Origin of the sequence: Frankia sp. AgB32 (assembly GCF_023243045.1) — a bacterium.
In the GTDB taxonomy this organism is placed as follows: domain Bacteria; phylum Actinomycetota; class Actinomycetes; order Frankiales; family Frankiaceae; genus Frankia.
On sequence record NZ_JALKFX010000008.1, the window covers coordinates 38394 to 51359 of the forward strand.

At 73.4% G+C, this 12966-nt stretch carries 11 protein-coding genes; 2 read left to right on the top strand and 9 right to left on the bottom strand.

Annotated elements, in window-relative coordinates:
• Positions 1-27: 27 nt before the first annotated feature.
• From dnaN to MXD60_RS04280, 9 genes are all read right to left on the bottom strand, one after another.
• The gene (dnaN, locus tag MXD60_RS04240; protein ID WP_248817624.1) at positions 28-1212 is read right to left on the bottom strand and encodes a DNA polymerase III subunit beta; all 1185 of its coding nucleotides are present in this window, start codon (positions 1210-1212) and stop codon (positions 28-30) included.
• Between the two features lie 117 nt (positions 1213-1329).
• Complete coding sequence (manB, locus tag MXD60_RS04245) at positions 1330-2403, bottom strand: mannose-1-phosphate guanylyltransferase (protein WP_248817625.1); 1074 nt, start codon at positions 2401-2403, stop codon at positions 1330-1332.
• A 269-nt stretch (positions 2404-2672) separates the two neighbouring features.
• Complete coding sequence (locus tag MXD60_RS04250; RefSeq protein ID WP_248817626.1) at positions 2673-3593, bottom strand: glycosyltransferase family 2 protein; 921 nt, start codon at positions 3591-3593, stop codon at positions 2673-2675.
• A 205-nt stretch (positions 3594-3798) separates the two neighbouring features.
• Positions 3799-4929 (bottom strand): glycosyltransferase family 4 protein, encoded by a 1131-nt coding sequence (locus MXD60_RS04255; RefSeq protein ID WP_248817627.1) that lies wholly within the window; start codon positions 4927-4929, stop codon positions 3799-3801.
• A gap of 82 nt (positions 4930-5011) precedes the next feature.
• Positions 5012-6361, bottom strand: coding sequence for a glycosyltransferase family 4 protein (locus tag MXD60_RS04260; protein ID WP_248817628.1), 1350 nt, complete (start codon positions 6359-6361; stop codon positions 5012-5014).
• 96 nt (positions 6362-6457) lie between these two features.
• Positions 6458-6739 (bottom strand): hypothetical protein, encoded by a 282-nt coding sequence (locus MXD60_RS04265; protein WP_248817629.1) that lies wholly within the window; start codon positions 6737-6739, stop codon positions 6458-6460.
• A 6-nt stretch (positions 6740-6745) separates the two neighbouring features.
• Complete coding sequence (locus tag MXD60_RS04270) at positions 6746-7459, bottom strand: class I SAM-dependent methyltransferase (RefSeq protein ID WP_248817630.1); 714 nt, start codon at positions 7457-7459, stop codon at positions 6746-6748.
• A 116-nt stretch (positions 7460-7575) separates the two neighbouring features.
• The gene (locus MXD60_RS04275) at positions 7576-8781 is read right to left on the bottom strand and encodes a glycosyltransferase (RefSeq protein ID WP_248817631.1); all 1206 of its coding nucleotides are present in this window, start codon (positions 8779-8781) and stop codon (positions 7576-7578) included.
• Positions 8782-8783: 2 nt separating this feature from the next.
• Positions 8784-9767 (bottom strand): glycosyltransferase family 2 protein, encoded by a 984-nt coding sequence (locus MXD60_RS04280; RefSeq protein WP_248817632.1) that lies wholly within the window; start codon positions 9765-9767, stop codon positions 8784-8786.
• 299 nt (positions 9768-10066) lie between these two features.
• Between MXD60_RS04280 and MXD60_RS04285 the strand changes: the two genes are divergently transcribed.
• Both MXD60_RS04285 and MXD60_RS04290 read left to right on the top strand, forming a co-directional pair.
• Positions 10067-10741, top strand: coding sequence for an acyltransferase (locus tag MXD60_RS04285; RefSeq protein ID WP_248817633.1), 675 nt, complete (start codon positions 10067-10069; stop codon positions 10739-10741).
• 290 nt (positions 10742-11031) lie between these two features.
• The coding region (locus tag MXD60_RS04290) for a DUF2142 domain-containing protein (RefSeq protein WP_248817634.1) at positions 11032-12966 on the top strand (1935 nt) is incomplete at its 3' end.

Here is a 12966-nt window from a genome sequence, read left to right on the forward strand (position 1 = left end):
CCTGAGCGTCCCCGGCCGCGGGGACGCTCAGGACGCCGTGTCGGTCCGGATCGGCATCAGCAGGTAGCGGAAGGCGCCCCCGTCCGGGGACCCCCGCCCGCCCCCGCTGTCCTTGCCGGTGAGCACCACGGGGCGCGCGGAGGCCTGCGCCGGATCCGCGGCGACGAAGCCGATCGTCGCCTCGTCGTCCTCCACCGCCCCCAGCCCGTCCAGCAGATAGGACGGGTTGAGCAGCACCGACAGCTCCGGACCCGTGTACTCGACCGGGATCGTCTCGCTGGCCTGCGCCCCGTCGCCGTCACCGGCCTCGGCGACGACCTGGTCCTGGGTGAAGGTGAAGCGCAGCGGCGCCGTGCGGGTGGCGACCACGGCGACCCGGCGGACCGCCGCCGCCAGCTCCGCGGTCTGGGCGGTGGCGACGTGGGCGACCGTCTCGGGCAGCAGTTTGCGGTAGTTGGGGAACGTACCGTCGATGAGCCGGACGATGGTCTGCCGGCCGGCTGCGGCGAACCCCAGCCGCGCCCCCACCGGGTCGGAGATGTCGAGCCCGACCACGATCCGGGACGCGGAGGTCTGCGTGCGGGCCACGTCGGCGAGGACCTTGGCCGGAACGTGGGCCAGCGCCCAGGGGTCCTCGACGGTCGGCTGCCAGGGAATTCCCCGCACGGCCAGGCGGTAGCGGTCGGTGGCGGCGAGGCTCAGCCCGCGGCCGGAGATCTCCAGCCGGACCGCGGTCAGCACCGGGACCGTCTCGTCCCGGCCGGCCGCCGGGGCGACCTGGCCGACCGCCTCCGCGAAGCCAAGGGTGTCGACCTCCCCGATCGGCGCGGGGAAACTCGGCAGCTCCGGATAGTCGGCCGGGTCCATCAGCGGCACGGTGAACCGCACGCTGCCGCAGCGCAGCAGCAGCCGGTCCCCCTGCGCGGCGACCTGGATCACTGCCGCCGGCAGGCTGCGCACGATGTCGGCCAGCAGCCGGCCCGGCACCAGCACCCGCCCGGGTTCCGCCACGGTCGCCGCAACCGGGGCCCGCACCGCGACCTCCGTGTCGTACGCGCAGACCACCAGGCCGGTGGCGGCGGCGGAACCCGCGGTCGCGTCGAGCAGAAGACCGGTCAGGGCATTCGGGGTCAGACCCGGCCGACTGGGCAGATTTCGGGCGGCCCAGCCGGTCGCGTCGGCGAGCACGTCGCGTTCCACGCTGAACCTCATGGGGCCGATTCTCCCCGCCATCATCCGGAAATCGCCGCATTCACAGCGAGTGTCCGCGCCCGTTGACCAGCTTTCGCACCTGCGGGGACACCTGGGCCACACCCGAAGGGACCCGCCTCAGGTGCGGTCCGAGCTGAAGCGGACCGCACCGGCGGCGAGCACCGCGCCGGGGAACACCCGCGCGCCGGCGCGCAGCTCGTTGCCCCGCTCGACGACGGCGCCGTCGCCGATCACCACCCCGTCGAGCACGACGCCCGCGCCGATGACCGCCCCGCGGCCGATGACGCTGTCGCGGACGGTGGCTCCCGCCTCCACCACGGCGTCATCGAAGATCACTGCGCCGTCCACCTCCGCGCCGGTGCCCACGCGGGCCCGGGCGCCGACGGTGGCGCCGCCGCCGACCTTGGCGTCGGGGGCGACCTGGGCGCCGGAGAGCACCAGGCAGTCCCCGACCGGGCCCGGCAGCGCCGAGGAGGCCATCCGCCCGGTCACCAGGTCCCGGCTGCCCTGGACGAACGCGGCAGGCGTGCCGAGGTCGAGCCAGTAGGTGCTGTCGGGGAAGCCGAGGACCGGCGTGCCCGCGGCGAGCAGCGCGGGGAAGGTCTCCCGTTCGACCGACACCGGCCGACCGGTCGGAATCGTGTCGATCACAGAGCGGCGGAACACGTAGCAACCGGCATTGATCAGGTTCGTGGGCGGGTCGGGCGTCTTCTCGAGGAAGGCGGTGACGCGACCGTCGTCGTCAACCGGGACCACACCGAACGCCCGCGGATCCTCCACCTGGGTCAGGTGCAGGGTCACGGCCGCCTCGGCCTCCCGGTGGCGCCGGATGAGCGCCTGGATGTCCAGGCCGGACAGAATGTCGCCGTTGAAGATCACCACAGGGTCGTCGGCATCGCCGCGCAGCCGCCCGGCGACGTTGCGAATCGCGCCACCGGTGCCCAACGGCTCCGTCTCCGTGACGTACTCCAGCTCCAGGCCGTGTGCCGAGCCGTCCCCGAAGTACTCCTCGAAGACCTCCGCCCGGTACGACGTCGCGAGGACCACCCGACCGATTCCCGCGTCCCGCGCCCGGGCAAGCATGTGCGCCGTGACCGGCACCCCCGCGACGGGCAACATCGGCTTGGGCGCCGACATCGTGAGTGGTCGTAGACGGGTCCCCTGACCGCCGACAAGCATCACTGCGTCCATGCAGCGCAGTGTCGCAGAACACGGGGTAGCCCCTGAAGACGGATGGGTCACGGGACCACTGACCGAACGGGCCGCCATGAAGCCGACACGCTTCGTGGACCACACGACACCCGTCCCACCAGGCACCTCACGCGGGCTGGTCACGACCTGCCTGTTTTGTCACAGCGTCGCCGCGGACGGCGAAATTCCGTCGCGGCTCGCCGCCGCCGAGCAACGAGGGCGACGACACCCTCCCGGGACCACGCCCGGCCGGTGGCCAGCGCCGCGGTTCAGGCGCCGGGGGTGGCGTCGCGCGGCGGAAGCAGCACCGCGGACCGCGTCGCCCGCGCCCCGGCGCTGTCCTTCGCGAAGGCGAGGGCGAGCAGCAGCCGGGCTGTCAGGCCCACGCCGAGCGCCAGCCGCAGCGGGGCCCGGGCCGTCCCCGGGTACTGCCGGGACAGGTAGCGGAACATGCTGCGGTGGTGGGCGATCACCATCCGCCGGGAGGACCGCTTCGTCGAGTGGCCGCCGAGGTGCTCGACCACGGCGGTCGGGACGTACACCGACCGCCAGGACGCGAGCCCCAGTCGCCGGCCCAGGTCCACGTCCTCCATGAACATGAAGTACGACTCGTCGAAGCCGCCGACCGCCGTGAACGCCTCCCGGCGCACCAGCTGGCACGAGCCGGACAGCCACCCGGCGGTCGTCTCCCGCGGGGCACCCCGCTCCCGCCGGTAGGAGGCCGTCCACGGATTCGTCGGCCAGCACCAGCCGAACAGCGCGTGGCCGATGCCGCGGCCCAGCGACGGCAGGTCGCGCGCCGACGGGTAGAGGGCGCCGTCCGGGTTCGTGATGCCGGGGCCGAACGCGCCCGCGCCCGGCCAGCGGTCCGCCGCGACGATCAGTTCGTCGAGCGCGCCCGGGGAGAAGGCGATGTCGGCGTTGGACACCACCAGCCACGGCGCTCGCGCACCGGCGGCGCCACGGTTGACGGCGCTGCCATAGCCGAGGTTACGGCCGGGGCGGAGCAGCTCGGCCTCCGGGCGCCGGGACACGGCGGCGGTCCCCGGGTCGAGCCGGGGCGAGTTGTCGACGACGACGACCTCGTAAGGCCGGGTCGTCGCCTTGGCCAACGAGTCGAGGAAGGCGCCGATGATCTCGCCGGACCGGAAGGTCACCACGATGACCCGGATCTCCGGTTCCACACCCATGTTCTCGCCCGCCCGTCTCACCCGACCCGCCCCGCCCGGGGACGCACGCCACGGCTGGCGGCGGCACGATCTCGCCGGCCGCCGATTCCACGCCCCGCACCGTCGCGGTGACGGCGCGCGGGTACCAGACAGACCGTAGCGCGGCCTTTGCGGCGATCGTCACCCTGGGTCCCGCCCGGACGAACCGCGGCCCGCCTGGCGCCGTTCAGCGCTCGGCGACCGCCCGCGCGTAGCTCGCCAGGTGCGCCTCGGCGCTCGCCGCCCAGGTGAACTCCCGGGCGCGGGCGAGCCCGGCCTCTCCGAGAACCGCACGCCGGTCGGCGTCGTCGAGCAGGGCACCCATCACCCGGGCGATCGAGTCCGAGTCGGGCTGGGTGTAGGCGACGGCGTCTCCGCCGACCTCGGGCAGGGACAGCCGCGGCGTGGTCAGCACCGGGGCGCCGCAGGCCATCGCCTCCAGCACCGGCAGGCCGAAGCCCTCGCCGTGCGACGGGTAGGCGACGAGCGTCGCCCCGCCGAGGTAGCCCGGCAGGTCGGAGAACCGCAGGTAACCCGGCCGGATGACGCGCAGGTGGCTCGGCACGGAGGCGACCGCCGCGTCGACGTCGTCGTCCCACCCGGAGCCGCCGGCCAGCACGAGCGCGGGCGGCTCGTCGCGCCAGTGCACCGCCTCCGCCCAGCCCCGGATCAGGCTCGGCACGTTCTTGCGCGGCTCCAGCATCCCGAGGAACGCGATGTAGTTCGAGTCGCCGAGGCCGAGGCGCCGCCGCACCCGCAGCTTGTCGTCCTCGGTGGGCCGGTGGAAGGTCGACGTGTCGACGCCGTGGTAGGCGACGTCGGTCGTCGTCGACTCCGCGTCGAGCACGCGAACGAGCTCGTCGCGGGTGGCCTTCGACGGCACGATGATGCGGGCGGCTCGGCGCACCGCCGTCCGCATCGCGGAGCGGAAGAACGTCCCCTTCACCGCCGTGTGCATATCCGGCTCGGTAAAGAAGGTAACGTCATGAATTGTCACGCACACGGGCTGCTGCGCCCGCAGCGGCATCGTGTAGTGCGGTGAATGAATGACGGCGGCATTGACCTGTTCCGCGACCAGCGGCAGGCCGGTCTGCTCCCACGCCAGCCGCGCGGGCCGGTGGGCGATGGCCGCCGGCCCGGACAGAACGGTGGCATGCGGAGCCATTCGGCTGTAGCGTTCCTCGTCCGACCGTTGGCAGACGAGCGCCATGTCAGCACCGGCCGCGCCCAGCGCCGCGACCAGCCCGTCGACATAACGCCCTACGCCACCACGGTCCGCCGGGACCGAAGTCGCGTCGACGAGCACCCGGGGTCCCACGGCGCTCCTTCCCTGACGCGCCACCCCGGCAGGGGTGGCTGATCGCTTCACGGTGACCGCTTGCTTCTCAACGGGGGCAACACTACGCCCGCCCGTCGTCGGCGACGGACACGGCAGGGGAACCGTTGACTCGACGGTAGAGCGCCCACGTCGCCTCCGCTGCCGCATTCCAGGTAAATGCCCGGGCGCGGGCCAGTCCGGCAGCCGACAGGTGGGCCCGCAGTCCCGGATCGCCGACGATCCTGGCCACCGCCGCCGCCAGGGCCCCGTCGTCCCCCACCCCGACCACCAGCGCGGCCTGGCCAGCGACCTCCACCAGCGCCGGAGCATCGGACACCACCACCGGCACCCCATGCGCCATCGCCTCGACGACGGGCAGGCCGAAGCCCTCGGACCGGCTCGGCGCGAGCAGCACCGCCGCCCGCGAAAGCACGACCGCGAGATCCTCGTCACTGATTCGCCCAAGAGTGCGGACCCGCCCCGGGTCCAGGCCATGACGGGCCGCCGCGGCGCCCACGTCCAGCCCACCCCAGCCGGCGGCGCCGACGTGAACCAGGGGCAGACCCGGATCGTCCGGCCGGCGCAGCGCGGCCAGGGCCGTCTCCAGCCCCTTGCGCGGTTCCAGGGTGGCGAGGGTCAGCAGGTAGCCACCGGGCGGCGGCAGGCCCAGCCGGGCGGCCCGGGCGTCGGCGTCCCGCGGCACCCGCACGACCGCCTCCGCCACACCCTCCCCGATCGCGTGCAGCCGATGCGGCGGGATCGGCAGATGACGGGCAACCTCGGCGGCGACCGCGAGGGTCGGCACGATCACCGCGTCGGCGTGGCGGACCGCGCGCTCGCCCATCTGGCGATGCCAGCGGGCCCCGTGCGGGGTGAGCGTCTCCGGATGCGTCCAGGGCACCGCGTCGTGGATCGTGACGACCAGCCTGGGCCGGGGACGGCGCCGGTCCAGGGCGCCGGCCAGGGCCGGGGTGACGGTCGCGCCGAACCAGGTGGCCAGCGGCGGGCGGGCGGAACGTCCGGCCGGCGTCGCGCCGGGGGCGCCGGCGCGGCCGGAACCAGCCGGGCCGCCGGGACGCCCGGATCCCCCGCGCAGCTTCTCGATCACCGTCTCGGTCAGCGCACCGGTGGTTCCCCCGGCGGGCGGGAGCAGCAGGGTCGGCGCGTGGATGACGTCGACACCGGTCGGAGCCGGGCCGACACCCCGCGACCAGGCGGCTGCCAGCGAGCGGCGCGGCAGCGCGAGACGCATCGGGCCGAGCACACCGGGCAGGGCCGCGGTCTCGAAGCGGCGGTGCGCGGCGCACCAGCCGGCGACCGAGTCACCTGGTTCGGCCTGACGGGCGAGCGCAGCCGCGAGCTCGGCGCTGTACCGGCCGGTTCCGCCTGGAACCGGCGCGAGCAGCTGCTCGACGAGGAAGCCCACACGCACAGTTCACAGTCTCCCCCCGCGGTCGGACAGTGTCGGTGCGGGGTGTCGTTCGGCACCCACCGAGGTGCCGGTTCGACGGACCGTCAGCGGCGCCGCTCAGCGCCGCGTGGACCGCACGGCGGCGAGAACCATCACCAGACAGCACAGGCCGCCGATGAGGTACCCCTCCCAGCGCTGGCCACCCGCCGCGGCGGCACCGGCGGCGGCGCCGAAGACGATCAGCCCGAAGAACAGCACCGTCAGCAGCACGGCCAGGGCCCGCTGGGCGAGCCGGGACGACGGTGGTGGCGGCGGGCCGGTGCGGGGCGGCAGCGGCTGGCGGCTCGGCGGTGTCCGGCGGGGGCCGCCGGCCGGCCGGTCGGGACGGGAGGCGCCCATCGGCCCTCAGCTCGCCCGCTTGCGGGCGTGGGTCAGCACGACGCTGCCCGCGCTGTCCGGCGCCCGCCGGTCGGCGAGGGCGATCGCCGGGGAGAGCACCGCGGCCGCGTTCCAGCCGGCCCGCCCGCCCTTGGCGGACAGGGCCAGGTAGAGCCGCTCCGCCCGCTCACTGCGGAACATGTACGTCTGCCGGACGACGTCCAGCCCGGCGTCGTCGAGCAGCCCGGCGAGCCGGTCGCCCGGGTAGGTCTGCTTGACGTGGTAGCGCTCGCGGTGCCGGTCGAACAGGTCCGGCCAGTTGGACGCCTTCGTCAGCGCGTCCGCGGACATCACGAGGTCGCCGCCGGGCCGCAGCACCCTGGCCATCTCCGCCAGGGCGGCCGGGCCGTCGTCGAAGTGCTCGATGGCGCAGACCGACATCACCACGTCGAAGGAGGCGTCGGCGAAGGGCAGCGCGAGCGCGTCGCCCTCGACCAGGCCGGGATGGCCCCGCAGGCGCCTGCCGAACTCCAGCTTGTGCCGGGCGAGATCGAGGCAGACGGCGCGGGCGCCGCGGCGCACCGCCTGGCCGGCCCAGTAGCCGTCGCCACCGGCCACGTCCAGCAGGGTGCGGCCGGTCAGCTCCCCCGCCCAGTTCAGCAGGGTGCCGACCTCACGGCGGCGCATCACATGGACCTGATGGCCCACAAAGGCGAGGGCGTCGTCACGTACGGGGCTCAACAGTCCGCCTCTCGCTCCAGCCGTCGTCGACCGGTCAGTCTGCCCGTGGCCTGGGCCGGGCCGATACCAGGACCCACCAGATATACATCAAGCGACCATCGTTGAACGGAAAGTAGCTACCTGGGTGCGGTCGTGCCCCGGTCGCCGGCGAGGGCGGAAAGTGTCGCGTCGAGATAAAGCTCCCAGGCCGCCGGCACGTCCGGCGGGACGACCTTGGCCCGCAGGTCGGCCAGCACGCCCGGTTCGTAGAGCCGGCGCAGGGCGGCGGCGAGCGCGTCGGCGTCGTCCGGCGGCACCAGCAGCCCGTCCACCCCGTCGCGGACGGAGCCGGCGAGTGTGCCCACGGTCGTCGCGACCACCGGCAGGCCGTGCAGGCGGGCCAGGTCGACGTTCTGCGACGCCGTCCCCGCCCGGTACGGCAGCACGAGCGCGTCCGCGGCCGCGAACAGCGCGGGTACGTCGGCGGCGTCCACATAGCCGGCCCGCAGGTCCACCCGGTCGGTCAGGCCGAGCTGCCCGACGAGCCGGACGGTGTCCGCCGTGCCCCCCCAGAACTCTCCGGCCACGGTGAGGCGGATGTCCGCCGGTCCCCGCGCCAGCGCGGTCAGCAGCACGTCGAGCCCCTTGTAGGGCCGGACCAGGCCGAAGAACAGCAGGTTGCGGCGGACGTCGCCGCTGGTACCGGCGGGAGTGGCGGTGCCGGCGGGAGTGGCGGTGTCCGCGGCCGCGGCGACAGGTCGTGTGCGCCGGGTCGGCGAGGACCACAGGTGGGGAGCCATCTCGGCGACGGTGACGGGGGCCGGGGTCAGCCGGGCGGCGAGCCCGGCCTGCGCAGGGGTGTGCACCAGCACCGCCGACGCCCGGCGCAGCACCGCGCGCACGAGCGGCTCGTCGACCGCCCGCCGCTCGTGCGGAAGCACGTTGTGGCACAGCGCCAGCACCGGCGGTGCCGACCGACGAGCCCGCCGGCCGGCCCCGGACCCGCGGCCGAGTCCGGCGAGAACCGTCAGGTACGCCGGTGCCTGGATGGGCGTGACGACGACCAGCACGACCGCGTCGGCCTCGTGTCGCAGCCGGCGGCCCAGGCGCAGCCAGCCGTCCGGGCGACGCCAGGACAGCGGGTAGCAGGTCGGGGCGAACGGCTCCATCTCGGGCTCGGCGACCCGCTGCACACCGGGGTAGAGCCGCGCGGGGTACTGGTCCGACCAGGACTCGATCACCACGGCGTGGCCGCGCCCGGCCAGCCGGTGGGCGAGCTCGGTGGTGTGCTGGGCGATGCCACCCTTGTAGGGGTGGGTCGGGCCGACGATCGCGACGCGCATCCTCAGGTGTTGCTGCGGGACCGGGCCACCAGATCGCCGATCAGGGCGAGCACCACGATCTGGAAGCCGACGAGGATGGCGAGCAGGGTCGACGTCGCCACGTGGAAGTCGTAGCGGACCAGGTCGACGATCAGCTTGACGAATCCCAGACCCATGATCCACAGGGCGAACGGCATCAGCACCTTGAGCGGATCGAAGTACATGACCATCCGCAGCACCTGCAGGATGTAGCGCCGGGCGTCGCGGAAGGGGTGGAACTTCGACGTGCCGGCGCGCTTGGCGTAGTCGATCGGGATGTAGTCGACCGGGTGCTGGTTCGACAGGAACGACATCGTGATCGTCGTGACGCAGCTGAACCCGGGCGGCAGCAGCCGCAGGTACGGCAGCGACACCTCCCGCCGGAACGCGCGCAGGCCCGAGTTGAGGTCCGGGATCTTCATGCCGGACAGCCGCTGGGCGATCATCCTGATCAGCCACTTCGCCGGCACCCGGGCCCACTTGTGGGTGCCCTCCTCGGTGAGTCGGGCGCCGACGACCTGGTCGACGTCGAGGTTGTCGTCGAGGTGGCGGACGAACTCGGGGATGCGCTCGTTCGGGTAGGTCATGTCGGCGTCGGTCCAGACGACGATCTTCCCGCGCGCCTCCTGGGTGCCGATCCGCCGGGCCGTGCCCGAGCCGCCGTTGCGGCGGAACGGCATGATCCGCATCCGCGGGAAGCGGGGCGCGGCCTCCCGCAGGACGGCCAGTGTGTTGTCGGTCGACTTGTCGTCGATCGCGAGGATCTCGTAGGCGTAGCCGCTCACGTCCATCGCGGCGGTGATGCGCTCCAGCTCACGCACCACGTGGTCCTGCTCGTTGTAACAGGGCAGCACAATGGTGACATAAGGGACGTCAGGTTTGGCCGCGCCGAGGTCGTCGCCGGCCCCAGGCTGCGTCGGGGTGCTGTTCCCCGGCTGTTCGGGCTTGTGGATGGCGCTGACACTCACGTCGGTGTGGCTCCCGGTTGTCGTTCCCGGCCGTCCGCTACCGCGGGCGGGCCGGTGATTGCTGCCTGGCCGAGATCGTCCCCACTCCGATCGCCGGTCCGCGGCGGTGGTCACGTGCCCTGTTGAAGCGGGCAAAGTGCCCTGTTGAAATTGCCGCCCCTAGAGTCGCACGGCTCGGATCGCTGACCGACGACCGGCCCACCGCCCCGCCGAACGCACCGGATCCCGGCCAGGCGGCGGACCCCGCGACAGCCGATGCCGGGCACCGACCGGCCCACGGCGGCGCTTACTGTTTGGACGTGGCTGCGTTCAAAAGTGATCTACGTGAGTACGTGCGGCACGTTCGGGCGCTGCGGGCGGCCCGCGAGACCTCGGCCCGCTCCTTCGTCGCCGGTCTGCGCTACCCGCTGGCCCACCGGCAGCCGATCTGGATCGGCTCGCCGACGGTCATCGAGGGCCGGGAGCGCATCGAGTTCGACGAGGGTGCCGCCCTGCGGGTCGGCCTCGGCGCGTTCGGTCTGACGACGAAGCGGGACACCTCGATCATCCGGGTGCGCCCGGAGGGCCGGATTCGCTGCGAGGGCGTCGTCTCGCTGCAGCGCGGCATCCGGGTCGTCGTCGACTCCGGGGTGCTGGAGCTCGGGCCCGCCGCGAACATCAACGGCTTCGCCAAGATCCTGGTGCGCGAGCGGGTCTCGATCGGCGCCTACTGCAACGTCTCGTGGAACACCCAGCTCATGGACAACGACTTCCATCCGATGATCGTCAACGGGGTCGAACAGCCGATGAGCGGGCCGATCATCCTGGAGGACCGGGCCTGGATCGGCGCCGGCGCGATCGTGCTCAAGGGCGTCACCATCGGCGAAAGCGCGGTCGTGGCGGCCGGCGCGGTGGTGACCAAGGACGTGCCACCCAAGGCGGTGGCCGCCGGGTCGCCGGCGAAGATCGTCGGTTCCATCGACTCCTGGCGCTGATCAGAACGCCGATGACCAGGCACGGGGCCTTGCCACCCGAACAGTCAAGCGGTAGATGGTGTCCGTAGCATGACAGCACCTCCGTCCGATGGGACCGTTCAGTCTTGGCTGACTCCGTGGAATCGACCGAGGCGGCCCCCGTCGCCGCCAGGCCCGGTCAGGCCGCGCCCGCACGCGCGGCCGGGCTCCGGCGGCCCGCGCGCAGCGGGCCACCCGCGCGCAGCGGGCCACCCGCGCACACCCGACCGCCGAGGGCGGCCCGACCGCCGGTGGAGACCCAGGCGCCGGGTGTGACCCTGTTCCGGCCGTGGCGCATCCTGCGCTCCGCGCCGCCGGCTGTCTGGGTGATCACGCTGCTGTTCGCCGCGATGCTCGCCGGCTGGTCGGTGATGGTGCCGCAGTACCACGCGCCGGACGAGCCCAACCACGTCGACGCGGTCATGCGGCTGGTCGAGGGCCGAGGCTGGCCGCATCCCGGGCACGCGATCGTGACCCAGGGTGGCGTCGGCGCGATCATGCAGGCGCCGTACGGATCCTGGCAGTCCATTCGGGACCTCTCCGCCGGGCCGTTCATCGCGGCGGAGTCGACCCCCCGGGACCAGCGGCCGACCTGGCGGACGCTGGAGCGCACGCCCGCGCCGCGGGGCGGCATCCAACAACTCGTGCAACATCCACCGCTGTACTACTGGGTGGACGCGGAAGCCCTCAAGGCGCTCCCCGGTGACGCCGTCGACCTGCGCTGGGACGAGATCATCGGCATCCTGCGGCTGCTCAGCGTCCTGATGGTCGCCCCGCTGCCGCTGCTGGCCTGGGCCGGTGCCAATCGGCTGTCCGACGGCAGTCGGGTCGCGGGGATCTGCGCCGCCCTCGTCCCCCTCGCCGTCCCCGAGCTGGCGCATATCGGCTCCAGCGTCAACAACGACAACCTGCTCGTCCTGACCGGCGGACTGACCACGATCGCGGTGGTACACGTGCTGCGCGGCGACACCACGCTGCGTACGTCGTTCTACACCGGCGCCTTCCTCGGCCTCGCGCTGATGACCAAGTCCCTGGCGATCGTGCTGGTCCCGATGGCCGTGCTCGCCTATGTGGTGGCCTGGTCCAGGGCCCGCCGCGACGCCCGCGCGCTACGGGCGGACCGGCCGGCGGAGCAGGCGACGGACACCGCGCCGTTCCGACTCGCCGAGGTCGGTCCGATGGGGCCGTCCGCCGCGGCGCTGCGGGTGCCGTGGCGGCAGATCGCGCTCGGCGGAGCGGTGATGATCGCCCTGGGTGGCTGGTGGTGGATCGTCAACGTCGTGCGCTGGGGCGCCTTCCAGCCGCAGACGCCCGGCTTCCCACTCGGCCAGTACCTGGGTGACGACTGGGGCGCCTACACCGAGGTCCTGGTGAACGGGACGTTCCTGCGCTGGTGGGGATCGTTCGGCTGGTTCGAGGTGAACCTCACGACCACCCCGATCCGCACCGCCTCGGGACTGATCATCTTCTTCTTCGCGCTGGCGCTGATCCGCGGCCGCGGCTGGCGACGGCGGGTCGACCTGCTGTTCCTGCTCTGGGTCACCTGGGCTCTGTTCGGCCTGATGACGCTCCAGTCCGCCCAGAACTTCGACAAGTACTTCCACGTCAGCGGCATTTCCGGCCGCTACCTGTACGCCGGGATCGCCTCGGTGGCGATCGGGGTGGGGATGGGCGCCGCGGCCACCGGCCGCTGTCTGTCGCGGATCATGCCGCTGTTGTTCCTCGCGGGCGCCGCCACCCTGCAGACCTGGTCGATCAGCATGGTGTTCCCACACTTCTGGCGGCCGGCCGACGGCGATCTCCACGACGCGTGGACGAACATGACCGCCTGGTCGCCCTGGCCGCCGGCCGTCGCGGCGATCATCGCCGTGGCGGTGTGCGTGCTGGCGGTGCTCACGCTGGTCGCCTGCCTGTGGACCCTCGTCGTCGGTGACACCGCCGCTCCCCGGCGCCGGGCCGGGAGGGCCGCCCCGGTTGCTGCCAGGACGGCAACGGCGGTCCGCCCGGACGCGAACGCGCCCACGTCGGCGAACCGCAGCGAAACGTCCGCCGCCGTCACCGCGGCGCGGGCAGAGGCGCCGGCCACGAACGACCATCCAGTGACGGCGGGCTCGGTCACGGCGGGCCCGGTCACGGCGGGCCCGGTCACGGCGGGCCCGGTCACGGCGGGCCCGGTCACGGCGGGCCCGGTCACGGCGGGCCCGTCA

Excerpts from the sequence above, each read along its gene's own strand:
- dnaN (WP_248817624.1), bottom strand. The coding sequence starts at position 1,212 with ATGAGGTTCAGCGTGGAACGCGACGTGCTCGCCGACGCGACCGGCTGG.
- manB (WP_248817625.1), bottom strand. The coding sequence starts at position 2,403 with ATGGACGCAGTGATGCTTGTCGGCGGTCAGGGGACCCGTCTACGACCA.
- MXD60_RS04250 (WP_248817626.1), bottom strand. The coding sequence starts at position 3,593 with ATGGGTGTGGAACCGGAGATCCGGGTCATCGTGGTGACCTTCCGGTCC.
- MXD60_RS04265 (WP_248817629.1), bottom strand. The coding sequence starts at position 6,739 with ATGGGCGCCTCCCGTCCCGACCGGCCGGCCGGCGGCCCCCGCCGGACA.
- MXD60_RS04275 (WP_248817631.1), bottom strand. The coding sequence starts at position 8,781 with ATGCGCGTCGCGATCGTCGGCCCGACCCACCCCTACAAGGGTGGCATC.